Annotated in this window: 20 protein-coding genes; 8 read left to right on the top strand and 12 right to left on the bottom strand. The window is 72.3% G+C overall.

The annotated features are described in order from the left end of the window. Nucleotides 1–1,017, top strand: coding sequence for a glycoside hydrolase family 26 protein (locus tag ACF07V_RS01245; RefSeq protein ID WP_392150822.1), 1,017 nt, complete (start codon nucleotides 1–3; stop codon nucleotides 1,015–1,017). Here ACF07V_RS01245 and ACF07V_RS01240 read toward each other — a convergent pair. Next, nucleotides 983–1,585 carry a TetR/AcrR family transcriptional regulator gene (locus ACF07V_RS01240; protein ID WP_392150821.1) on the bottom strand — a complete coding sequence of 201 codons (603 nt, stop codon included), beginning with the start codon at nucleotides 1,583–1,585 and terminating at the stop codon, nucleotides 983–985. The two genes, ACF07V_RS01245 and ACF07V_RS01240, sit on opposite strands and share 35 nt — an antisense overlap. An 18-nt stretch (nucleotides 1,586–1,603) precedes the next feature. Beyond that, nucleotides 1,604–2,290 (bottom strand): hemolysin III family protein, encoded by a 687-nt coding sequence (locus ACF07V_RS01235; protein ID WP_392150820.1) that lies wholly within the window; start codon nucleotides 2,288–2,290, stop codon nucleotides 1,604–1,606. A 198-nt stretch (nucleotides 2,291–2,488) separates the two neighbouring features. Between ACF07V_RS01235 and ACF07V_RS01230 the strand changes: the two genes are divergently transcribed. Then, on the top strand, nucleotides 2,489–4,306 hold the full coding sequence (locus ACF07V_RS01230; protein WP_392150819.1) for a phosphoenolpyruvate carboxykinase (GTP): 1,818 nt from the start codon (nucleotides 2,489–2,491) through the stop codon (nucleotides 4,304–4,306). 124 nt (nucleotides 4,307–4,430) lie between these two features. Here ACF07V_RS01230 and ACF07V_RS01225 read toward each other — a convergent pair whose 3' ends face one another. From ACF07V_RS01225 to ACF07V_RS01195, 7 genes are all read right to left on the bottom strand, one after another. Further along, nucleotides 4,431–5,360, bottom strand: coding sequence for a poly-gamma-glutamate hydrolase family protein (locus tag ACF07V_RS01225; protein ID WP_392150818.1), 930 nt, complete (start codon nucleotides 5,358–5,360; stop codon nucleotides 4,431–4,433). A gap of 17 nt (nucleotides 5,361–5,377) precedes the next feature. Then, complete coding sequence (locus ACF07V_RS01220) at nucleotides 5,378–5,968, bottom strand: hypothetical protein (RefSeq protein ID WP_392150817.1); 591 nt, start codon at nucleotides 5,966–5,968, stop codon at nucleotides 5,378–5,380. After that, entirely contained in the window at nucleotides 5,955–7,586 is a 1,632-nt protein-coding gene (locus ACF07V_RS01215) for a substrate-binding domain-containing protein (protein WP_392150816.1), read from the bottom strand. Before ACF07V_RS01215 ends, ACF07V_RS01220 begins: the two co-directional genes overlap by 14 nt. Further along, the gene (locus ACF07V_RS01210) at nucleotides 7,583–8,794 is read right to left on the bottom strand and encodes a toxic anion resistance protein (protein WP_392150815.1); all 1,212 of its coding nucleotides are present in this window, start codon (nucleotides 8,792–8,794) and stop codon (nucleotides 7,583–7,585) included. Before ACF07V_RS01210 ends, ACF07V_RS01215 begins: the two co-directional genes overlap by 4 nt. Then, on the bottom strand, nucleotides 8,791–9,927 hold the full coding sequence (locus ACF07V_RS01205; RefSeq protein ID WP_392150814.1) for a hypothetical protein: 1,137 nt from the start codon (nucleotides 9,925–9,927) through the stop codon (nucleotides 8,791–8,793). Before ACF07V_RS01205 ends, ACF07V_RS01210 begins: the two co-directional genes overlap by 4 nt. Nucleotides 9,928–10,073: 146 nt before the next feature. After that, a complete protein-coding gene (locus ACF07V_RS01200) occupies nucleotides 10,074–10,466 on the bottom strand; it encodes a hypothetical protein (RefSeq protein WP_392150813.1) in 393 nt (130 codons plus the stop codon). A gap of 79 nt (nucleotides 10,467–10,545) precedes the next feature. Further along, complete coding sequence (locus ACF07V_RS01195) at nucleotides 10,546–11,757, bottom strand: pyridoxal phosphate-dependent aminotransferase (RefSeq protein ID WP_392150812.1); 1,212 nt, start codon at nucleotides 11,755–11,757, stop codon at nucleotides 10,546–10,548. 153 nt (nucleotides 11,758–11,910) lie between these two features. Between ACF07V_RS01195 and ACF07V_RS01190 the strand changes: the two genes are divergently transcribed. From ACF07V_RS01190 to mptB, 3 genes are all read left to right on the top strand, one after another. Beyond that, the gene (locus tag ACF07V_RS01190) at nucleotides 11,911–12,357 is read left to right on the top strand and encodes a hypothetical protein (RefSeq protein WP_392150811.1); all 447 of its coding nucleotides are present in this window, start codon (nucleotides 11,911–11,913) and stop codon (nucleotides 12,355–12,357) included. Between the two features lie 548 nt (nucleotides 12,358–12,905). After that, nucleotides 12,906–14,924: a bifunctional polysaccharide deacetylase/glycosyltransferase family 2 protein gene (locus ACF07V_RS01185; RefSeq protein ID WP_392151352.1), complete on the top strand. Its 2,019-nt coding sequence runs from the start codon at nucleotides 12,906–12,908 to the stop codon at nucleotides 14,922–14,924. An 11-nt stretch (nucleotides 14,925–14,935) separates the two neighbouring features. After that, nucleotides 14,936–16,429, top strand: a complete 1,494-nt coding sequence (gene mptB / locus ACF07V_RS01180) for a polyprenol phosphomannose-dependent alpha 1,6 mannosyltransferase MptB (protein ID WP_392150810.1) — start codon at nucleotides 14,936–14,938, stop codon at nucleotides 16,427–16,429. Here mptB and ACF07V_RS01175 read toward each other — a convergent pair. Together ACF07V_RS01175 and ACF07V_RS01170 are read right to left on the bottom strand one after the other, a co-directional pair. After that, the gene (locus tag ACF07V_RS01175) at nucleotides 16,403–17,986 is read right to left on the bottom strand and encodes an amidohydrolase family protein (protein ID WP_392150809.1); all 1,584 of its coding nucleotides are present in this window, start codon (nucleotides 17,984–17,986) and stop codon (nucleotides 16,403–16,405) included. The two genes, mptB and ACF07V_RS01175, sit on opposite strands and share 27 nt — an antisense overlap. A 19-nt stretch (nucleotides 17,987–18,005) precedes the next feature. After that, entirely contained in the window at nucleotides 18,006–19,313 is a 1,308-nt protein-coding gene (locus tag ACF07V_RS01170) for an alanine racemase (protein ID WP_392150808.1), read from the bottom strand. Between the two features lie 80 nt (nucleotides 19,314–19,393). Between ACF07V_RS01170 and ACF07V_RS01165 the strand changes: the two genes are divergently transcribed. From ACF07V_RS01165 to ACF07V_RS01155, 3 genes are read left to right on the top strand one after another with little or no spacing between them, the layout of a single operon-like run. Then, nucleotides 19,394–20,443: a sugar kinase gene (locus tag ACF07V_RS01165; protein ID WP_392150807.1), complete on the top strand. Its 1,050-nt coding sequence runs from the start codon at nucleotides 19,394–19,396 to the stop codon at nucleotides 20,441–20,443. Then, complete coding sequence (locus ACF07V_RS01160; protein WP_392150806.1) at nucleotides 20,440–21,213, top strand: IclR family transcriptional regulator; 774 nt, start codon at nucleotides 20,440–20,442, stop codon at nucleotides 21,211–21,213. The genes ACF07V_RS01165 and ACF07V_RS01160 overlap by 4 nt, the downstream gene beginning before the upstream one ends. Then, complete coding sequence (locus ACF07V_RS01155; protein ID WP_392150805.1) at nucleotides 21,210–21,620, top strand: RidA family protein; 411 nt, start codon at nucleotides 21,210–21,212, stop codon at nucleotides 21,618–21,620. Before ACF07V_RS01160 ends, ACF07V_RS01155 begins: the two co-directional genes overlap by 4 nt. Nucleotides 21,621–21,670: 50 nt before the next feature. On the opposite strand, the gene ACF07V_RS01150 is transcribed toward ACF07V_RS01155, so the two are convergent. Further along, complete coding sequence (locus tag ACF07V_RS01150) at nucleotides 21,671–23,023, bottom strand: M14 family metallopeptidase (protein ID WP_392150804.1); 1,353 nt, start codon at nucleotides 23,021–23,023, stop codon at nucleotides 21,671–21,673. Nucleotides 23,024–23,224 lie beyond the last annotated feature (201 nt).

Here is a 23,224-nt window from a genome sequence, read left to right as displayed (position 1 = left end):
GTGAGTCGCCTCCTCGCGTGGTTCACCTGGCCGCGGGCCGCACTGACCGTGCTGCTCGCGGCCGTTGTCGTCCTGCTGCTCGTGCTGGTGACCGGCCGGACCGGGACGCGGAACGCGCCCGAAACGGCGCCGGAGCCGCTGACGGGCGTGCCGTCGGGGTTCTTCACCGGCTCCGACGAGGCCGGGGTGCGACGGATCGCCCAGGTGCAGGAGTGGCTCGGCGGCGACTCCCTGACGGTCGGTCACACCTATCTGCCGGGCGACCGCTGGTCCAACATCGAGGGGCATCCGGCGCTCTTCGGGCCCTGGGCGCGCTGGAAGGCCGAGCGGCCGGGACGTCTCTTCCTGCTGAACGTGCCGCTGCTCGACCGGAACGAGGCCGGGCTGCCGGACACGGAGGTGCGGGCGGGGCTGCGGCAGGGTGCGGCCGGCGCGTACGACGGGCACTTCCGGACCCTGGGGGAGCGGCTCGTCGAGCACGGGCTCGGTGACGCGGTGCTGGTGCTGGGCTGGGAGATGAACGGCACCACGTACAGCCATCGCTGCGGCCCGGACCCGACGGCCTGGAAGGCGTACTGGCGGCGGGTGGTGGGGGTGCTGCGGGAGGTGCCGGGGCAGCGGTTCCGCTTCGACTTCACGCCGAGCCGTGGCCTCGACGCGATCCCCTGGCCGCACTGCTACCCGGGCGACGACGTCGTCGACATCATCGGGATGGACGCCTACGACCAGCCGGCCGGGCTCTCCTTCGAGGAGCAGGTGGACGAGGAGTACGGGCTCGCGCACCACGTGCGCTTCGCGGCGGCGCACGGCAAGCCCGTCTCGTACCCGGAGTGGGGGCTCTTCAGGAACGGGGACAACCCGGCGTACGTACGGGGCATGCTGGACTGGTTCGCGGCGCACCGGCCCGTCTACCAGACCGTCACGGACTACTGCCCGCACGGGGTGTGGGAGTGCGCCGACAATCCGGAGTCGGCGCGGATCGTCAGGGGTGCGCTGGGAGCGCCGGGCCGCCCTTGAGGATGTCGATCGTGCGGTCGAGGAGAGCGACCAGGTCGTCGGTCCTGCCGTGCTCGGCCCAGTGGACGGTCGCCTCGCGCAGGGCGCCGAGGACGGCCGCGGTGAAGACCCGTACCTCCAGGTCGTCGGGGCTGCGGCCGGTGCGGTCGGCGAGGGCGCGGGCGAGCCGGCGGCCGGTCTCGGCGGTGGTCTCGCCGAGCCGGGCGCGGACCGCGGGGATCTCGACCATGAGCCGTGCGCGGAGCAGGGTCTCGTCCGGCTCCTCGTCCAGGGAGGTGCGGACCGCCTCCAGGAGGACGGCGCGCAGGGACTCCAGCGGTTCCTCGCCGGCGGGGCGGGCGCGCAGCCGGGCTTCGAGGAGCTCGTCGTTCTCGTCGGTGAGGAGGATGTCCTCCCGGACCGGGAAGTAGCGGACGACGGTGGAGGGGGAGACCTCGGCGGCCGCGACGATGCGGTCGGTGGTGGTCGCGTCCCAGCCGTGCTCGGCGGCGAGCCGGTAGGTGGCCTTCCGGATCGCCGCGCGGGTCTTCGCCTTCTTGCGTTCGCGGAGGCTGGGGCGGTCGTTCATGACCTGCATTGTCCCAGGTCAGTCGTGCTGGTAGGCCACCAGCGAGATGCCGACGTAGTGGACGATGAAGGCCGCGAGGGTCAGCGAGTGGAAGACCTCGTGGAAGCCGAACCAGCGGGGGGAGGGGTTCGGGCGCTTGATGCCGTAGATGACGCCGCCCGCGCTGTAGAGCAGTCCGCCGACGATCACGAGGACGAGGACGGCGATGCCGCCGGCGCGCATGAAGTCGGGCAGGAAGAAGACGGCGGCCCAGCCCATCGCGATGTAGCAGGGCGTGTACAGCCAGCGAGGGGCGCCGACCCAGAAGACGCGGAAGGCGATGCCGGCGGCGGCCGCCGCCCAGACCGCCCACATGAGCGGCTTCGCGGTGGAGTCGGGGAGGAGCAGCAGGGTGAGCGGGGTGTAGGTGCCCGCGATGATCAGGAAGATGTTGGCGTGGTCGAGGCGCCGGAGCACGGCCTCGCCGCGCGGGCCCCAGTTGCCGCGGTGGTAGAGCGCGCTGATGCCGAAGAGCAGGCAGGCGGTGAGGACGTAGATCCCGCAGGCGATGCGGGCGCGGGGTGAGTCGGAGAGGGCGACGAGGGTGAGGCCCGCGACGATCACGGCGGGGAACATCCCCGCGTGCAGCCATCCCCTGAGCCGGGGCTTCGTCGGGAGCGACGCGGTGCGCTCGATCGGGGTCACTTCCGGCGTGGCTGCAGTCATGAGACGGAATCCTAGCTACGGCTCCGTAGGTAGCGGATATGAGTGGCGATGCTCACGTGTGCACCCCCCTGGACATATGGGCGAATCCGTCGGATGATCAAATGAGTGCGGTCGGCACCGGATGAGCAGCTACGACGCATCCGGGTCGCAGCCCCCACGGGGCATACAGCGGAATACACCCCTCAACAAGGAGCAATCGTGGCGCGCGACAACGCGGCTCCCCTTCCCACCCAGCACCAGGAGCTCGTCTCCTGGGTGAACGAGATCGCCGAGATCACCCAGCCGGACAGCATCGTCTGGTGCGACGGCTCCGAGGCCGAGTACGAGCGCCTGTGCGAGGAGCTCGTCGCCAAGGGGACCTTCAAGAAGCTCGACCCGGTCAAGCGCCCGAACTCGTACTACGCCGCCTCCGACCCGTCCGACGTCGCGCGCGTCGAGGACCGGACCTTCATCTGCTCCGAGAAGGAGGAGGACGCGGGCCCGACCAACCACTGGAAGGCCCCGGCGGAGATGAAGGACATCTTCGCGGGCGAGAAGGGCATCTTCCGCGGCTCCATGCGCGGCCGCACCATGTACGTCGTGCCCTTCTGCATGGGCCCGGTCGGCTCGGAGCTCTCCGCCATCGGCGTCGAGATCACCGACTCCGCGTACGTCGCCGTCTCCATGCGCACCATGACCCGCATGGGACAGGCCGTCCTCGACGAGCTCGGCACCGACGGCTTCTTCGTCAAGGCCGTCCACACCCTCGGCGCGCCGCTCGCCGAGGGCGAGGCCGACGTGCCGTGGCCCTGCAACACCACCAAGTACATCTCGCACTTCCCCGAGACCCGCGAGATCTGGTCGTACGGCTCGGGCTACGGCGGCAACGCCCTGCTCGGCAAGAAGTGCTACGCGCTCCGCATCGCCTCCGTCATGGCCCGCGACGAGGGCTGGCTCGCCGAGCACATGCTGATCCTCAAGCTGACCCCGCCGCAGGGCGAGGCCAAGTACGTCGCCGCCGCGTTCCCGTCGGCCTGCGGCAAGACCAACCTCGCGATGCTGGAGCCCACGATCTCCGGCTGGACCGTCGAGACCATCGGTGACGACATCGCGTGGATGCGCTTCGGCGAGGACGGCCGTCTCTACGCGATCAACCCCGAGGCCGGCTTCTTCGGCGTCGCGCCCGGCACCGGCGAGCACACCAACGCCAACGCCATGAAGACGATGTGGGGCAACTCCGTCTTCACGAACGTCGCGCTCACCGACGACGGCGACGTGTGGTGGGAGGGCATGACCGAAGAGGCGCCCAAGCACCTCATCGACTGGAAGGGCAACGACTGGACGCCGGAGTCCGAGACGCCGGCCGCCCACCCCAACGCCCGCTTCACCGTCCCGGCCGGGCAGTGCCCGATCATCGCGCCGGAGTGGGAGGACCCGAAGGGCGTGCCGATCTCGGCGATCCTCTTCGGCGGCCGCCGCGCCTCCGCCGTCCCGCTGGTCACCGAGTCCTTCAACTGGCAGCACGGTGTCTTCCTCGGCGCGAACGTCGCCTCCGAGAAGACCGCCGCCGCCGAGGGCAAGGTCGGCGAGCTGCGCCGCGACCCCTTCGCCATGCTGCCGTTCTGCGGCTACAACATGGGCGACTACATGGCCCACTGGGTCAAGGTGGGCGCCGAGGCCGACCAGGCGAAGCTGCCGAAGATCTACTACGTGAACTGGTTCCGCAAGAACGACGCCGGCAAGTTCGTCTGGCCCGGCTTCGGCGAGAACAGCCGCGTCCTGAAGTGGATCGTCGAGCGCCTCGACGGCAAGGCCGAGGGCGTCGAGACCCCGATCGGCATCCTGCCGACCGCCGAGTCCCTCGACACCGACGGCCTGGACCTGCCGGCCGAGGACCTGGAGTTCCTCCTCAAGGTCGACCGTGACGTGTGGCGCGAAGAGGCCGCCCTCGTCCCCGACCACCTGAACACCTTCGGCGACCACACGCCGAAGGAACTGTGGGACGAGTACAACGCGCTCGTGGAGCGCCTCGGCTAGTCCCCCTCGAACTCGTGGTGGGCTGCCCCGAAACACCGCCCTGACCAGTGGGGTCACGACGGTCCATCACGACGCAACCGGCCCCCGGAGCCCCCTCAGGCTCCGGGGGCCGGCGCATGTCCGCCTACAGGATGGTCTGGCCGGCCTCGACGGTGGCGATGGCCCGACGGCAGGCGTCGGTGAAGGCGGTGAACCGGGGGTTGTCGTCCCAGGTGGCGAGTCGGCCGCTCTTCCAGTCGAAGTCGTTCTCCAGTGGGCCGAAGAGGGACCGGCGCAGGTCCTCGGTGATCTCCAGCTGCGCGCCCGCGCCGATCGCCGTCCGGTTGCAGATGTTGTTCTGGGCCGCGCCGGCGAAGTCCGCCAGACGGTAGCGGTCCCGCCACTCGTCGGAGAGGGCGTCGAGCGCGGGGAACCCCGCGGTGCTCAGCTCGTGCACCAGCGCCTCGCGGAAGGTCTTGTCGAGACCGCCGACGACGACCAGCTTCGGGTCCGACTGCGAGGGCCAGATCATGGTGTCGGGGAATCCGAGCTGGCTGTACTGGCAGCCGTGCAGGCTCAGCACGTTGAGGTGGGTCGCGGCGAGCCCCCGCGCCACGTGGTCGTCGCAGTTGACCGAAGTGACGTGCAGCTCGCTGTTGTTCGCCGAGCGCATGCCCTCGAACATCCAGTAGTCGTAGGTGGTGGTGGACAGCGCCGCGTTCACGTCCGCGGGGTTGTAGCCGGCGATGGCCAGACAGAGTTCGGATGTGCCGCGCTCGATCTGGCCGCCGTGGATGGCCATGACCGCCGTCTTCTTGAACGGTTCCTTCTTGGTCAGGAACTGGTCCTGCTGCGGGTGCAGCCTGTAGCGGCGTCCGTAGTCGGTGCCCTCGACGACGGGGTGTTCCGTGCTGGTGTAGAGGTCGGTGTTGTTGTCGTAGAGGTCATTGTCGCCGGTGGCGAACGCCGGTGCGGCTGCGGCGAGTTGGCCGACCAGAGGGGCGCCCGTCGCCGCTGCGGCCGCCAGTGCGGTGAGGACGGTGCGACGGGACGCGGTGCGATCGGTGAATGTCATGCGCGGAACATAACTGATCACGGGCCGCGATCCTCCAGATACCGCGTGTGGATCTCCTGACGGATCGCCTCCGCCTGCCGGAGTGCCGCGGCGATGCCGGACATCTCCTCGTGCAGCACCGACAGCTGGCGTTCCAGGTGCCGCTCCGGCGGCTCCGCGCCCGGGGCGACCCGGGACCACCACCGCGTCCGTACGAAGGTGTCGACGGCCTCCGGGATGTCCTGGCGGACCGCGCGGCCGAGGGCGTGGAGGTGGTCCGGGTCGCTCACCCAGCCCGGTTCGAGCAGGGCCTCCACGAGGGTGGCGAGCTCCGTCAGCCCGTCCCGGGTCGCGGACGGCAGCTCCACCTCGTCCAGGTAGTCGCGCAGGGTCGCGAAGTCGGCGCGCAGGGAGTCGAGTTGCTCGCCGGCGTTCGGGAAGTGCGGGGTGTCGGGGCGCTCGGGCGGGGCGATCAGCGCGCCCGCCGCGTACAGACCGCCGACGACCAGCGGCCACAGACCGCCCGCCGCGCCGGTGAGGGTGATCCCGACACCGGCCAGACCGCAGACGCTGCCGGTCAGGTTCTTGCGGGACTCGACGTACCCGAGCAGGCGGCTACTGGTACCCACGGATCTCCTCGAAGGCGCCGTCGAGCGAGCCCCGGGTGGCGTCGAAGAGCTTTCCGCCGGTCAGGCTCGCGATGTGGTCGAGCTCGCCCCGGTCGGAGTCCCCGAAGAGGATCGGGAAGACCGGTGTGCGCTGCTGCTCGGCGGGGAGGGAGCGGTAGAAGGTGTCGAAGGCGGACGCCGGGTCGCCGTCGGTGTTCTCCCCGTCCGTCATCAGGACGACCGAGGTGAAGGTGTCGTCGCCCGGGGTCCTGCCCAGGAAGCGGTACGCCTCCTGGAGGCTGGTGTAGATCGCCGTGCCGCCGGAGGCGGAGAGCTTCCCGGCGTCGTCACGGATCGCGTCGAGCGCCGCCTTCGGCGAGGCCGGGTCGACCGTGTGCGTACGGACCTCGTCCTGCTTCACCGAGGAGCCGAAGGGCATCAGGGTGACCTCCTCCCGGTCCCGGAAGTCGCCGGTCAGCTCGGCGAGCGCCGACTTCAGCCGGTCGAGCCGCTCCCCACCCATGGAGCCCGATGTGTCGAGCACGTACACCGTCCGGGAGGGCCTGCGCAGGGTGTTGTCGTACGCGTCGAGCAGATCGTCGGCGACGGCCCGGCTGCCCGGGAACGGCAGCTCGCGGCGCGGGTCGCGGGCGAGCGCCGAGGCGGGGCGGACCCCGGCGACCACGGGCCGGCGCAGGGTCGTCTCGGTGATCCGGCGCTGGGCGTCCGGGGTGCGCAGCCAGGTGGTGAGCCGGTTCGCGGCCTCCTTCGCCTCGGGGCGGGCGGAGGTGAGCAGGGTCAGCGGGTAGTCGGCGGTCACGACACCGTCGGACGGCCGGATCACGGTCAGCTTCTCGGGCGCGGACAGCAGCACGGACTCGTAGTTCACGAGCGCGTCGACGTCGGTGCGGCGGGCGTAGGCGGTGGCGAGCCAGCCGGAGGAGCCCGAGGTCAGCTTCTGGCCCGTGAAGAACTCCTTGAGCTTCGGGGTGGCCTTGGTGACGTCCTGCTCGGTGAGGGCCGACTGAGCGCCGGACAGGCCGGAGGCGACCGAGACGAGCGCGGAGAAACCGGAGTTGGAGCGCTTGGGGTCCGTCATGCCGTACGTCAGCCGGCCGTCGGCGACCGCCCGGTGCAGCTGCGACCAGGTCACCTTCGCCGGGTCCCAGCCGAGCCGGGCGACGGCCGCGGGCCGCACGCCGAGCGCGACCGGGGAGGTCATGATCGGCGTCTCGTTGGTGATCCTCTTCGCGGTGTCCGGGCGGAGCCGCAGGTAGTCGTTGGACGAGAGCCAGACCGCGTCGTACGCCTTGTCGGCCTCGCCGGAGGCGATGCGCTCGACGGCGTCCAGGGTGCCGGCGTACGTGGGGCGGACGGTGATGCCGGTCGCCTTGCCGGCCTCGTCGAGGACCGGGCCCATGTCGGCCAGCTCGGAGGAGGCGAGGACCCGGAGGGTGCCGGCCTTGTACTCCGTGCTCCGCGCTTCGGGGTGGTCGTCTCCGCCGCCGGAGCAGGCGGTGGCGAGGAGGGCGAGCGCGAGCGCGGCGACCGTGGCGCGGGCGGTGACGGCGGCGCGGGTCGTGCGGCCGGTGCGGGTGGCGACGGTGGTGCGGCCGGCGCCGGTGGTGCGGTCGCTCATCCGAGACCGCCCTCGGTCGCGCCGTTGCGGCGGCTGCGCTCCAAGTGGGCGCTCGCCTGCTGGAGTTCGGCCGTCAGCGACTCGACGGTCGCCGCCATCGACTCCGTCGCCCGCACCTTGTACGTGTCGATGGCGTCGAGCGTCCGGTAGATCTGCTGGAAGGCGGTGCGGAGCGTCTCCGCGCCCACGGCCGGGTCCGCCGCGATCCGCTGGATCTCGCCGGCCTGGTCGTCCAGCATCTTGGCGTTCTTCAGGATGATGTCCTCGGTCGTCGCGTTCAGGGCCTTCACCTGCGCGGTGACCTTCCGCTGGTTCTCCAGCGCGGAGGCGAGCATCACCGCGATCTTCAGCGCCGACACGGTCGTCGTCTCCGCCCGCTCCACGCCCTTGATCAGCTCGTCGTTGTTCCGCCGGACCACGTCCATCGCCAGATAGCCCTGGGCGCAGACGGCGAGCTGGGTCAGCAGGTCCTGGTGCTTCTGCCGGACCGGGAAGAGGACGTCGGCGCGGAGCGCGTCCGCCTGCGCCGGGTCCGGGGTGAGGGCGATGCGCTCCTCCACGGCCGCGTCGAGGGCGTCGGTGAGCACCGCGTACTCCTGGAGCTTGCCCATGGTCTCCCACAGCCGGGCCCGCTCGGTCTGCAACGCGGCGTTGTCACGGCTCAGTTCGTCCCGGCCGCTCTTCAGCGAGCCGACGATCCGGTTCAGAGTGGCCTGCGAGGAGGCGTACTTGGCGACGTGGTCGCGCAGCTTGTTGCCGCCGGGCAGCTTGGAGAGAAGGCCCTTGAGGCCCTTCGCGGGCGTCTCCCGGGGGTCCAGGTCCTCGACCGTGCGCCGGAGTTCGACGAGGTGGGAGCCGACGCGGGACTGCGCGTCGCCGCCGCTCGCGCCGAGGGAGCGGACCGTGCGGTCCAGCATGCGGTTCGACTGCTGCGCGGCGGAGCGGATCTCGCCCGCGCCGAGCGCCGCGATCTCGTTGATCCGGCCGGCGAACTCGGGGGAGCGCGGGTCGAGTCCGGAGAGCGAGCCGACGTACTCGTCGGCCCGGCGGGACATCTCCGTACGGACCGACTCGTCCAGCGGCACCAGGCCGGAGGCCTGTTCGGCGCGGACGGCGGGCACGGGCTCGGGCGGGGTCAGGACGAGCGGGGTGTCCTGCTCGGGCGGTGTCAGGGCCATCGTTCTTCTCGGATCCTCGGGAGTGGTCATGCGGTGTCCCCCTGGTCGCGGGCCCGCAGCGCCATCTCGTGCAGCACCTTGCTGGTGGGCACGGGCGCCTGGCGGACTCCGGTCAGCGTCTGGTTGAGGTAGGCGGTGTGGCCGCCGGTCGCGGCGGTGAACTCGCCGGCCGCGCCCTGCGGGCGGAAGCCGTGGCGGACCGCGAGCTTGCGCAACTCGGGGTCGGTGGAGAGCAGTTCACCGAGCGCCCGGCCGTTCTCGGTGAGCGGTACGAGGGTGTGGTCGCTGTTGACCGTGGTGTCCGGGTAGAGGACGACGAGGTCGCCCATGGGCCGCCCGGCGAGCAGCTGGGAGGCGACCTGCGACTCGTACACGAGGACGAGCGGGTTGCCGACGCCGCTGACGAAGTCCCGGAAGGGCGCGTCCGAGCCGGACTGCTGGGCGCCCTGCACCTGCACCAGCTTGCGCATGAGCGGGGCCGTGCGGGTGACGGCGGCCTTGTCCCCCGCGACCCGCCCGCCGTCGGCGACGTAACTCGCGGCGGCGAGGTAGAGGGCGCCGGAGTTGGAGGCGACCGGGTCGGTGGAGGTGATGAAGAGGGTGCCGCTCAGTTCGGGGTGTCCGGCGGAGCCCTTCAGCTGCTGCCAGGTCCGGTCGGCGCGGGCCGCCGCGAGGTAGGCGTCCATCTTCAGGGTGCCGCTCGTCCCGCGCGGGCCGAGGGTCGCCAGGCCGTTGTCGGCGAGGACCCGGGCGGCGGCGCTGTGCGCGACGACGACGAGCGGCGAGTAGAAGGGGCGCAGCGGCGCGGAGGCCGCCTTGTCCTTCGTCTTCTGCTGCGCCTTGGCGCGGATCTCGTCGGCCGGGCCCTTGGAGGACGGGAAGGCGAAGTCGTAGCCGTCGAGCGGCAGTTCCTCCATGTCCCAGGACCCGGAGGTCTCGGTGCCCACGGTGAAGCCCTTGGCGGCCAGGGCCTTCACGACCTGTGGATCGGCGAAGAACTCGGCCTTCTCCGATCCGATGACTCCTCGCACGGTCTTCGTTGCCGTGCCTGTGTCCTTGTCGCCGCCCGTCACGAGGACGGCGGCCACGCCGCCGAGGAGCAGGACGGCCAGGACGATTCCCAGGATGCGTCTCACGCGGGCAGCGTGCTCGCGGAAACCCACATTCCAGGGGGAGTCGGGTGTACGGGGGGTGAAGGAGCGATCCCGGTACCGAACCGGAGCGGGGGGTGCCGTATCCCCTGTCCTCGTTCGGCGCCGCGATGAGGGGCGCCCGGTCCGCGCGGTTCGTGCCGCGCGGACCGGGGCCGTCAGGGGGCGGCGACCAGGGTGTCCCCGGCCAGCGCCGCGGTGTGTGCGTCCATGCGCCCGGCGGCGAGGATCGCGGCGGCCGTGTCGGCCCGGGAGGCGGCGACGACCAGTGCGCGGCCCGCGAGGGCGTGCGCCTTGCGGTGCAGGTCCTGCGCGGACGAACCGCTCAGACCCGCGTGCCGCGCGGGCGGTGCGCCGCGCAGCCGCGCCACCTGCCGGGCGATGAGCTCGCCGGCCTCCGTGTCGCCCAGCTCGTCGGTGACGGCGAGCAGGGCGGCGAGGTGTCCTGCGAGCTGGATGTCCAGCTCCTCCTCGCGGGAGCGGTGCGGGTACGCGTCCTGGGTGTCGTCGGCCATCCGGTGGACCGACTTGGTGCGGATCGGTTCGTACATGGGGATGGCCTCCTGAGGTGCTCTGGGGCCATCCTAGCTTAGATTCGGTCTAAAGTTGAGCGTCGTCTCGGGTGGGGGCTCAGGGCTGGCTGTAGCCGTCCAGGAAGCGGCCGATCCGGGTCACCGCGTCCGCCAGGTCCGCCGCCGCCGGCAGCGTGACGATCCGGAAGTGGTCCGGCTCGCGCCAGTTGAAGCCCGTCCCGTGCACGACCATGATCTTCTCGGCCCGCAGCAGGTCCAGGACCATCTGCCGGTCGTCCTTGATCTTGTAGACGTTCGGGTCGAGGCGCGGGAAGAGGTACAGCGCGCCCTTCGGCTTCACGCACGTCACGCCCGGGATCTGCGTCAGCAGCTCGTACGCCGTGTCCCGCTGCTCCAGGAGCCGCCCGCCCGGCAGCACCAGGTCCTCGATCGACTGCCGGCCCTGGAGCGCGGCGGCCACGGCGTGCTGCGCCGGCATGTTCGCGCAGAGGCGCATGTTCGCGAGGATCGTGAGGCCCTCGATGTACGAGGTCGCGTGGTGCTTCGGACCGCAGACCGCGAGCCAGCCGGAGCGGAAGCCGGCCACCCGGTAGTTCTTGCTCATCCCGTTGAAGGTGAGGACGAGGAGGTCGGGGGCGATCGCGGCGGTCGGGGTGTGCGTCGTGCCGTCGTAGAGGATCTTGTCGTAGATCTCGTCCGAGCAGACGACCAGGTTGTGCCGGCGGGCGATCTCCGTCAGCGAGCGGAGCATCTCGTCGTCGTAGACGGCGCCCGTCGGATTGTTCGGGTTGATGATCACGATCGCCTTGGTGCGGTCGGTGATCTTCCGCTCGATGTCCGCGAGGTCCGGCATCCAGTCCGACTGCTCGTCGCAGCGGTAGTGCACGGCCGTACCGCCCGCGAGCGAGACCGAGGCCGTCCACAGCGGATAGTCCGGGGCCGGGACGAGGACCTCGTCGCCGTCGTCGAGCAGCGCCTGCATCGACATCTGGATGAGCTCCGAGACGCCGTTGCCGAGGTAGATGTCCTCGACGGAGAGCGGGATGCCCTTGGTCTCGTAGTGGCTCATCACCGCCCGGCGGGCCGAGAGCAGCCCCTTCGCGTCGCCGTAGCCGTGTGCCTCGGAGAGGTTGCGGAGGACGTCCTCCAGGATGGCGGGCGGACACTCGAAGCCGAAGGCGGCCGGATTGCCCGTGTTCAGCTTGAGGATGCGATGACCCGCAGCCTCAAGCCGCATCGCCTCTTCGAGCACCGGACCCCGGATTTCGTAACAGACGTTGGCGAGCTTCGTGGACTGGATCACCTGCATGACGAGAGCTTACGGCGGAGGCGGTCGCGATGCGGCGTGTTTTGGGACACGTCGGACAGCGGGGCGTGGCGTCGCGGCGTCGTTCCGGCAGAGGCTTGTCCGGAATGTGTGTGGACTCGCACTGCCGTGACGTGCTCTCTACAATGCGCGCACATGAGCCACCAGGACAACAGCGTCTTCGTCGACGCCTCGGGGCGACGCGGCCGCAGAGTGCGGTGGGCGACGGCCGGAGTCGGCGTCGCGTGCCTCGGCTTCCTCGCCGTCGTGGTCGCCGGATCCTTCGGCGCCGGACCTGCCGGAGGCCCGCTGCCCTGGGCGGAGGACGAGAAGCCGGACGCGCCCGCGCTCATCCAGCCCGACCCCGCGGCCTCCGGGGACTCCGGCGCCGGCGGCGCACCGAAGCGCACGGCGACGCCGAGCGCCACCGCCGAGACCGGCTCCAAGGGCTCGGCCACCCCCGACGCGGATGCCACGACGGAGACCCCGTCGCCCACCGGCACCGCCGCCCCGGCCACGACGGGCCCCGCGCCGACGGCCGCCACCACCGCGAAGCCGGGCAAGGCCGGCCAGGCGCCGGGCGCCACGAAGCGCCCGAAGTGACGAGCGACGAGGGACGCGGAGCGGGACAGGGCCACGGGTACGAGTACGGCCCCGTGGATCCGTACACCGCGGGGCAGGGGTACGGGTACGCGCCCGGGGCCCCCGAGCCGCTCGCGTACGAGCGGGGCGACGCCTTCGCGGCCCCGCGGCAGGACCAGCAGCCGTACGCCGAGCAGGCGCCGTACCTCTCGTACCCGGAGCAGACGCCGTACGGGGAGCAGACACCGCGGACCGGGCACGCCCCGTACCCGTCGCACGCGGAGCAGGACCCGTACGGAGAGCAGACCCCGTACGGAGGGCACGACGCGTACGGAGGCGAGCGCGACTCCTACGGCGAGCACGACTCGTACGGAGGGCACGACGCGTACGGAGGCGAGCGCGCCCCGTACGGAGGCGAGCACGCCCCGTACGGAGAGCACGACCCCCACCCCTCGTACGCCCCTCCTGCCGCGCCCGTCCCCCCGCGCCCCGCGCCCGCCAGCCCCGCCCCGCCCGCCGGCCCCCGTACACGGCACGCGCTGCGGCGCGACCCCCGGGCCCACTGGGCCATGCTCTGTCTGATCCTCCTCGTCGCCGCCACCGCGCTCGTCTTCGCCGGCTACGGCCGCCACGAGATAGCCGCCACCGGCGCGCCCCAGCCGCACTGCCCGACCACCCCCGCGACCCGCGGCGAAGGCCCCGTCGTCCAGGTGGACCAGAACGGCATCGTCCGCAGCGCCACCCCGCCCGACGGCACCGTCGCCCTCACCTACGACGGCGGGCCGAGCCCGGACTGGACCCCGCGCCTGCTCGACGTCCTCGCCGCGCACCACGCGAAGGCGACCTTCTTCCTGACCGGTGCCGAGGCCGCCGCCCACCCCGACCTCGTCCGCCGCATCGTCTCCGACGGCCACGAGCTCGGCTCGCACACGTACACCGACGTCGACCTCGCCCAGGTCTCCGAGACCCGCGCCGACCTGGAGCTCTCCCTCACCCAGAACGCGCTCGGCGCGAGCACCGGCCTCGGCACCCGCCTGCTGCGGCTCCCGCACACCACCGGGCTCGCCACCTTCTGCGAGGACCAGTGGGAGGCCGGACGCCGGGTCGCGCAGGCCGGCTACGTCCTGGTCGCCGCCGACGGGAAGTCCGTCCTCCAGCTGACCGGCTCCGCCCAGGCCGTCGACGAGACCGAGAAGCTCCTCGCCCGCCCCGGCGGCACCACCCGGTACACCTCCGTCGGCCAGGCCCTCGGCCTCACCGAGACGACGTACCACGTGTCCACGCTCGCCGAGTGGAAGGGCGCCGCCTTCGTCCAGGCGCAGAGCGCGTCCCGGGGCTTCGCCGACGCCATGACCTGGCTGCTCGTCGCGGCCGGCGTCATCACCGCCGTCCGGCTCGCCCTCCTGATCGGCGTCGCCCGCGTCCACGTCCGCCGCACCCGGTCCAAGCGCCGCCGCGGCGCACCCCGGCTCCCTCCCGTCACCGAGCCCGTCTCCATCCTCGTCCCCGCCTACAACGAGGAGGCCGGGATCGAGGCGACCGTCCGTTCCCTGCTCGCCTCCACGCACCAGGCGATCCAGGTCGTCGTCATCGACGACGGCTCCTCCGACCGCACCTTCGAGATCGCCGAGTCCATCGACGATCCGCGGGTGATGGTCGTGCGCCAGCCCAACGCGGGCAAGGCCGCCGCCCTCAACACCGGCCTCGCCTGGGCGCACCACGACCTCGTCGTGATGATCGACGGCGACACCGTCTTCGAGCCCGACGCCGTCCGCCGCCTGATCCAGCCGCTCGCGGACCCCCGCGTCGGCGCGGTCAGCGGCAACACCAAGGTCGGCAACCGCCAGGGCGTCCTCGGCCGGTGGCAGCACCTGGAATACGTGATCGGCTTCAACCTCGACCGGCGCATGTACGACGTCCTGGAGTGCATGCCCACCGTCCCCGGCGCCATCGGCGCCTTCCGCCGGGGCGCCCTCGCCGGCGTCGGCGGGGTCAGCGAGGACACCCTCGCCGAGGACACCGACCTCACGATGGCGCTGTGCCGGGCCGGCTGGCGCGTCGTGTACGAGGAGTCCGCGATCGCCTGGACCGAGGCCCCGTCCACCGTCCGGCAGCTGTGGAAACAGCGCTACCGCTGGTGCTACGGCACCCTCCAGGCCATGTGGAAGCACCGCAGGGCCGTCGTCGAGGGCGGCCAGTCCGGCAAGCTCGGCCGCCGCGGCCTCCTCTACCTGCTGCTCTTCCAGACCGTGCTGCCGCTGATCGCGCCGCTGGTCGACGTCTTCGCCGTCTACGGACTGCTCTTCCAGGACCCCGGGCAGGCCCTCGGCGTCTGGCTCGGCTTCACCGCCGTCCAGGTCGGCACGGCCGTGTACGCGCTCCGCCTGGACCGCGAGCGGTTCGAGCCGATCTGGACGCTGCCCCTGCAGATCGTCGTCTACCGCCAGCTCATGTACCTGGTCGTCGTCCAGTCCGTCGTCACCGCGCTCCTCGGCAGCCGGCTCCGCTGGCACCGGATGCAGCGCACCGGCACCGCGACCGAGACCCTGGACCGTACGGCCGCGGTGGGGCACTCCACGACGGGGTAGGTTGGCACGTCATGTGGGTTCTCAGTGCCTCCGGATGCCGGTGGCTCGGCACGGGCGGGTCGCTCGCCGTGGCCGTCGGCGGGTACGCGGCGGGCACCCTGCCCGTCCTCGGCGGCGGGCCGCTGTGGGAGCCGCGCGGCTCCGCGCTCACCGTCGCCGGCGCCGTCCTCGCGGCCCTCGGGCTGACCCTGCTCGTCGCCGCCTGGTGGCGTTACGGCGTCCTCCTCGCCCGCGGCCTGCGGGACGGGGTGCTCGCGACCCTCGCCTGTTGGACCGCGCCGCTGCTCCTCGCCCCGCCGCTGCACAGCGCCGACGTCTACAGCTACATCGCGCAGGGCGCCATGGTCCTCGAAGGCCACGACGTGTACGGCGCCGGGCCCTCCGTCCTCGGCCCCGGCGACCTCGGGGCCGACGCGGCGGCGAGCGTCGGCGGGAACTGGACCCACACCCCCGCCCCGTACGGGCCCGCCTTCCTGCTCCTCGCCGCGGTGGTCGTGAAGGTGACCGGCGGGGCGGTCGTGCCCGCCGTCCTCGGCCTGCGGCTGATCGCGCTCGGCGCGCTCGCCCTGATCGTCTGGGCCGTCCGCGGCCTCGGCGGCCTCGGCGGCGGGGCCGGCGGCCGGGACGGAGCCCTCTGGCTCGCCGCCCTCAATCCGCTGCTCCTCCTCCACGTCGTCGGCGGCATGCACAACGACGGCCTGATGATCGGCCTCATGCTCGGAGGCGTCCTGCTCGCCACGCGCGGGCGGTGGGTGCTCGGCAGTGTCCTCGTCGGCCTCGCGACGATGGTCAAGTCGCCGGCGGCGGTCGCCCTGCTCTTCATCGGCGTCCTCCTGGCGCGCGGTGGCGGCGTACGGGGCCTCGTGAAGGGGCTCGTCCTGCCGGGGGCCGTCGCGGGGGCGGTGGCGGCGGGGGCGTCGGTCCTCGCCGGGACCGGGTTCGGGTGGCTGCGGACGCAGAGCGTGGCCGCGGCGATCCACACGCCCCTGTCGCCGACGAGCGACCTCGGGCTCGGGCTGGGGCTGCTCTTCGGGGGCGAGGCCGAGCCCGTGAAGGGTGTGGTCCAGAAGCTGGGGCTGCTCGCGGCCCTCGTGGTCGTCGCGGCCCTCGCGTGGCGGGCGTACCGGGGCCGCCTCGACCCCGTCCTCGGGCTCGGGCTCTCGCTGGTCGCGCTCGTGGCGCTGTCCCCGATGGTGCAGCCCTGGTACGTGCTGTGGGGGACGGTCGTCGTCGCCGCCGTCGCGTGGCGGAGCCGGGCGGGGCAGGTGCTGGCCGTGCTCTCGGCGGCGCTCGTGTACGAGACGCAGCCTTCGGGGCACACGCCCTGGTACGGGTTCGTGCCGGCGGGGCTCGTGCTGGCGGCCGGGCTCGTGCGGGTGCGGCGGGAGCCGTGGGCCCTCGGAGACGCCGGTGCCGCGGAGGGTGCTGTTCCGCCCCAGCGCACCCGCGGTGCGGGCGAGGCGACGACGGCCCCCGGCTCAGCGGAGCTCGGTTCTCCGGACTGAGCGGCCCGCGAGCACGTCCGTCCTCCGTCCGTCCTCCATGACGAACCTGCCGTCGATCAGGACGTGCGGGATGCCGACCGGGAGGGTGCGCGGGTTCTCGTACGTCGCGCCGGAGGCGACCGTCGTCGGGTCGAAGAGGACCAGGTCCGCCACGTAACCCTCCCGCACCAGACCCCTGTCCGGGAGGCGGAGACGCGCCGCCGGGCGGGAGGTCAGATGGGCCACGCACTCCTCCAGGGAGAGGACACCGAGCTCGCGCACGTACCGCCCCAGGTACTCGGGGAACGTGCCGTACGCGCGCGGGTGCGGCTTGAGGCCCTGGAGGATGCCGTCCGAGCCGCCCGTGTGCACCCGGTGGCGCATGATCGTCCGGACGTTCTCCTCGTGGCCGACGTGCTGGAGGATCGTCGTGCCCAGCCGGTCCTCCAGGAGGAGACGGCGGGCGGTCGGCCAGCCGTCGAGACGGCGGCCCACCCGGTCCGTCAGGGCCCCGTCCGCCACTCCCGAGATCTCGATCGTCGCCCAGTCGACCGGGACCCCGTGGCAGCCGTCCGAGCCGAGCTCCTCCAGGTGGTGCCGGATCCGTTCCGCCGTCGCGTCGTCGCGGAGCCGGGCCAGGGCCGCCTCCGGGCCGCCCTCGCTCGCCCAGCTCGGCAGCAGCGCCAGCAGGGTCGTACTGCCGGGGGTGTACGGGTACGTGTCGAGGCTGATGTCGGCGCCCGCGCCGAGGGCCTCGTCGAGCAGGGCAAGCAGCTCCGGGGCCCTGCCCTCGTTCACGCCGAAGTTCATGGTGGCGTGGGCCAGGTGGAGGGCGCAGCCCGCCTCCCGGGTGAGCGCCACCATCTCCTCGTACGCGCGCAGCGCCCCCGCCCCGTACGAGCGGTGGTGCGGGCAGTAGTAGCCGCCGTACTCCGCGACGACCCGGCACAGCTCGGTGAGCTCGGAGTCCGGCGCGTACATGCCGGGGGTGTAGGTGAGGCCCGAGGACATGCCGACCGCGCCCTGGGCGAGGCCCTCGGCGACGAGCCGGCGCATGCGGTCGAGCTCGGGCGCGGTCGCCGGACGGTCCTCCCAGCCCATCGCGTACATGCGGACCGTGCCCTGGGGGATCAGGTACGCCGCGTTCACCGCGATGCCCCGGTCGAGCCGGTCCAGGTACTCGCCGACCGTGCGCCAGTCGACGTCGATGTCGGAGCCGTCGCCGTTCCAGCCGGTGATCGCCCGGCGGACCTCGTCGAGCGTGCGGTCGTCGACGGGGGCGTACGACAGACCGTCCTGGCCCAGGACCTCCAGGGTCACGCCCTGCGCGGCCTTCGCGCTGTGGTCCGGGTCGCGGAGCAGCGCCAGGTCGCTGTGGGCGTGCATGTCGACGAAACCGGGGGACAGGACGAGGCCCTCGGCGTCCAGGACGCGGCGGGCGCTCGGGCGCTGGCAGCCGGCCGCCGCGGCCTCCTTGACGATCGAGACGATCCTGCCGCCCTCGATGCCGACGTCGGCCCGGTAGGAGTCGCCGCCGCTGCCGTCGACGACCTCCGCGTCACGGAAGACGAGGTCCATGTCCTGCCCCCTCCCGAGATCAGAAGAACGTGCGGATGTGGTCGACCACCGTGCCGTCCGCGTCCACGAGCGGGATCAGCTGCCACTTGTCGAAGATCGTGCAGGGGTGGGACAGGCCCATCCCCACCCAGTCGCCGACCTCCAGGTCCGCGCCCGGTGCGGTGGCGAGCCAGGCGTGCTGGTCGGAGAGGCCCGTGACCCTGATGCCCTCCGCGGGGCGGATCTCACCCGTGCGGCCGTCGCGGACGACCTGCGCCTCGGGGAGGTGCAGGTCGTGGGCGGCGTCCCGCTTGCCGGCGTTGGTGAAGGCCTGCTCGGCCGTGGGGCGGGAGACGACCTGCGACCAGAGCCGGAACGCGGGCTGGAGCGCGCCCTCCTCGGGGATCCGGTTGAAGGGGGTGCGGTTGCGGTACTGGCCGTCGTCATGGGAGACGTACGCGCCGGAGCGCAGCAGCTTGAGGACCGGGAGGGAGAACTCGGGGATCTCCGCGAAGACCTCGGCGACCGTGTCGAACCACTCGCTGCCGCCCGCGCTCACGATGATCTCGCCGACGGCGGGGTCGAAGCGGCCGGCCTTGTCGAAGTCGACCGCGAGCCCGACGAGGCGGTGCAGCCACTCCCGGACGCTGTCGGCGTCGGCGCCGGGCATCGTGCCCTCGTACCCGGCGACGCCGACGAGGCGCAGGGTGGGGGCGGCCGCGACGGCGTCGGCGACGGCCGCGCACTCCGCCTCGGTCCGTACGCCCGTCCGCCCGGTCGCGCCGGCGGCCAGCTCGACGACGACGTCCACGGGACGGCCGGCGCCGGCGGCGCGCAGGGCCTCGTCCATCAGCTCGACGCCGCGCACGGAGTCGACGTAGCAGACGAAGCGGAACTCCGGGTCGGCGTCGAGCTCGGCGGCGAGCCAGCGCAGGGCGACGTCGTCGACGAGCTCGTTCGCGAGGAAGATCCGGGCGACGCCGTGGGCGCGGTAGACGCGGGCCTGGTGCGGGACGGCGGCCGTGATGCCCCAGGCACCGTGCTCCAGCTGCCGGTCGAAGAGCTGGGGGGCCATGGAGGTCTTGCCGTGCGGGGCGAACGCCAGGCCGTGGCGCTCGGCGTAGGTCTCCAGGAGGCGGAGGTTGTGCTCGACGGACTCGGCGGAGAGGGCGAGGACCGGGGTGGTGTAGCCGCCCGTGAAGAGGTTGCGCCGCTGGGCGGAGAGTTCGCCGACGGTCAGGCCCTCGGCATCCGGGGGCAGGGCCTTGAAACGGTGGTCGACGCGCTCGTTCGCCAGGTCGGGCATGAGGCCTCCTCGTTCGAGTGTTGCGTGGTGTGCAACGCTCATTGCATATCTTGTTCCTCGCTGTCTAACATCCGGGCCAAGGCCGGGTCAATGGACCCGTACGAGCCACAGGGAGCCCGAGAGTGAGCGGACACGCGGCCCCGGACGTCGTCTGCCTCGGCGAGTCCATGGTCACCTTCCTGCCCACCCGGCCCGGCCGCCTCGCCGACGTCCCCTCCTTCACCCGCGCCATCGGCGGCGCCGAGTCCAACGTCGCCTGCGCCCTCGCCGCCGCCGGCCACCGCACCCGGTGGGTCGGCCGGGTCGGCACCGACGGCTTCGGCGACCACCTCCTCGACACCGTCGCAGGCTACGGAGTCGACGTCAGCGCCGTCCGCCGCGACCCGCACCGGCCGACCGGCGTCTACTTCCGCACCGACGAGGACCGGGCCACCGACGCCCACGAGGTCGTCTACTACCGGGCCGGCTCCGCCGCCTCCGCCATGTCACCCGCCACCGTCCCGTACGACACGGTCGCCGGCGCCCGGATCCTCCACCTCACCGGCATCACCGCCGCCCTCTCCGCCGACTGCCTGGCCCTGCTGCGGGAGCTCACCGCTCCGCGCCCCGGACGCCCGCTCGTCTCCTTCGACGTCAACCACCGGCCGGGGCTGTGGCGCGACGGCAGCGCCCCCGAGGTGCTCCTCGAACTCGCCCGCCGCGCCGACCTGGTCTTCGTCGGCGCCGACGAGGCGAAGGCGCTGTGGGGACTCAAGGGCACCGGAGCCGTCTCCCGGCTCATCGACGGACCCGAGACCGTCGTCCTCAAACTCGGCAGGGGCGGCGCCTTCGTCGTCGACCGCCGCCCCGAACCCCACGCCGACATCGAGGACGCCGACGGCGTCGCCTTCCTCGAACGCCCGCCCCGCGTCGACGTCGTCTCCGCCGTCGGCGCCGGCGACGCCTTCGCCGCCGGCTTCCTCTCCGCCACCCTCCGCGGCCTCGACATGCGGACCCGGCTCCGGCACGGGCACCTCATGGCCGCCGCCGCCCTCACCGTCCCCGGCGACCTGGCACGGCCGCCCCGCCGCACCCACGCCGACCGGCTGGCCGCGCTCCACGCCGCCGCCTGGGGCACACTTCACCTCGGCCCCGGCTGGACGGGGGACGACCAGGAGGTACGTACGCCATGAGCCAGACCGTCGACCGGGCGCTCAGCATCCTGCCGCTGCTCGCCCAGGGACCCGCCGACCTCGGCCAGGTCGCCGAGCGGCTCGGCGTGCACAAGTCCACGGCCCTGCGGCTGCTGCGCACGCTCCACGAGCACGGTCTCGTCCACCGGCAGCAGGACCAGCGCTACCGCCTCGGCGCCCGGCTCTTCGCGCTCGCCCAGGAGGCCGTCGAGAACCTCGACGTCCGCGAGATCGCCCACCCCTACCTCACCGCCCTCAACGAGCGGATCGGGCACACGATCCACCTCGCGGTGTACGAGGAGGGCGAGGTCGTCTACATCGACAAGGTCGAGTCCCGCTACCCCGTCCGCATGTACTCCCGCATCGGCAAGCCCGTCGCGATCACCGTCGCCGCCGTCGCCAAGCTGCTCCTCGCCGACCTGCCCGAGCCGGAGCGGCGCGCCGTGGCCGCCAAGCTCGACTACCCCCCGTACACGCCCCGTTCGACGCCGAACGCCGCCGCCTTCCTCCAGGAGCTGGCGACCGTACGAGAACAGGGCTGGGCCACCGACCTCGGCGGCCACGAGGAGTCCATCAACTGCGTCGGCGCGCCCATCCGCGGGGCCGACGGGCGGGTCGTCGCCGCCATGTCGGTCTCGGCGCCCAATGTGGTCGTGACCGCCGAGGAACTCCTCACGCTCCTCCCGCAGGTGCGCAGCACCGCGGACGCCATCAGCCGCGAGTACTCCGGCACCGCCCCGACGAAGGAAACAGAGGAACCGACCGCATGACCGAGAAGACCGCCCTCACCCCCGCCACCCACACCGCCCCGCCCGCGAAGTTCTCCCACGGCGTCCGGAAGGGCAACATCCTCCAGGTCGCCGGCCAGGTCGGTTTCCTCCCCGCCGTCGAGGGCCGGGCCCCGACGGTGGCGGGCCCGACGCTGCGCGAGCAGACCCTCCAGACCTTCGCCAACGTCAAGGCGATCCTGGAGGAGGGCGGCGCGGGCTGGGACGACGTGATGATGATGCGCGTCTACCTCACGGACGTGGACCACTTCGCCGAGATGAACGAGATCTACAACCAGTACTTCGAGGAGCAGAACCTCAAGGCCCCCGCCGCGGCCCGCACCACCGTCTACGTCGGCCTCCCCGCCGGCCTCCTCATCGAGATCGACGCGCTCGCGGTCCTCGACTGAGAGGTGCCCCGGCCGCGGGGCGGCCGGGGCACCTCCTCGTTCACGGGCCGTCAGGCCGCGCAGTACTGCGCCTGCTTGCCGATCGAGCGGTACATGCAGTCCGCGTTCTCCAGGAGCTGGAGGACGGCGTCGCGGTTGCGGCTCGTCTCGCGCTCGATGACCTCGTCGGGCGGGTAGAAGCCCCCGCCGCCGTTCGACGGGTACATCTCGAAGGTGTACGCGAAGATCTTCTGCGCGCCCCACAGGTAGTCGTCGATCGAGCCGTCCGTGATGTACAGGTCGCTGGACTGCTCGGGCGTGTAGCCGTTGCTCGCGGCCATCTTGCCGCCGACGGTCGCGAAGGCGTCGCGGTCGTCCTGGGTCATGCCGGTGGTGGTGTTGGCCGTCGTCCAGCCGAAGGGCCAGAGGACCAGCTCGCTGTACGTGTGGAAGTCGATGGCCGCCGTGATCTGCTGCTTGCCGCCCACCACCCGGGAGCGGACGAAGTCGGCGACGACCTTCACCTCGGGGGCCGACTCGGGGGCCGTGCCCCGGTAGGTCTCCGAGCTCTTCGTGCCGGAGGAGCCGCCGCAGCAGCCCCATTTGTAGTCCCAGTTCCGGTTGAGGTCGGTGCCGATGTACGAGGAGTTGGCGTTGGGCTGGCGGTTCTTCCGCCAGCTGCGGTAGGAGCCGCTCGCGATGTCGTACTCGCCGCCGTCCGGGTTGAGGTCCGGGACGATCCAGATCTCCCGGCCGTTCACCATGTTGGTGATGCGGGAGTCCGTGCCGTAGCCCGCGCCGAGTTCGCGCAGCAGGTAGAGCGCCATCTCGACGGTGAGGTGCTCGCGGGCGTGCTGGTGGTGGGTGAAGAGGACCTCGGGCTCGTTCTCGTCGGTGGCGACGTTGTCGCTGATCTTGATGGCGACGATGTCCCGGCCCTGGTACGTCTTGCCGATGACCCGCTTGCTCATGATCGAGGGGTGGGCGGCGAGGCGCTGGTCGATCTCCGCGTTCATCTCGGCGTAGTTGTGGTACTTCGCGTCGGCGGAGGGGAAGTCGAGCGGGCCGGCCGTCCTGTCGGCCTCGGTGCTGCGGTCCGGCGGGCCGGGGAGGGCGACCGGCTTGTAGCCGAGGGCCTTGAGGCGCGCGAGCTGTTCGGTGTTGGCGCTGACCACGACCGAGCGGGCGTCGACCTCGTCGATGGAGACGCCGGTGGCGGTCAGCGCGGAGCGGGCGGCCGGGGTGGACGGTCCGGCGATCTCGTACTGCCGGATCACCTCCTCGGCGCCGGACGCGATGCGGGCGGCGGTCGGCGCCGGGTCGGCCCCGGCGGGGGTGCTGAGGGCGGAGAGGGGCGCCGCGAGGGCGAACGCCACGAGGGCCGCGAGGGTGGCGGTCCTTCTGCCGCGGGTGGGACGTCGCATGCTGTCTCCTGGGTGGGGAGTGTGGGGGAGTGCGACCGAGCCAAGCCGTGCGGGTGCCCGGGTGCGTGACTGTCCGACAGCTCGCGCTTCCCGGGCACGTGCCTGTCCGGCCACATGGTCCGGCTATGTCATGGACCGGTCAAGGTAGGCAGTTCGGCCATACTGTCCCGCGTGGGGACCCTCATCGGTAGATACGTCATC

Origin of the sequence: Streptomyces sp. NPDC015661 (genome assembly GCF_043077765.1) — a bacterium.
GTDB lineage: Bacteria > Actinomycetota > Actinomycetes > Streptomycetales > Streptomycetaceae > Streptomyces.
The sequence above is the reverse complement of the archived record's forward strand: the minus strand, read 5'-3'. Positions and strand labels throughout refer to the sequence as shown.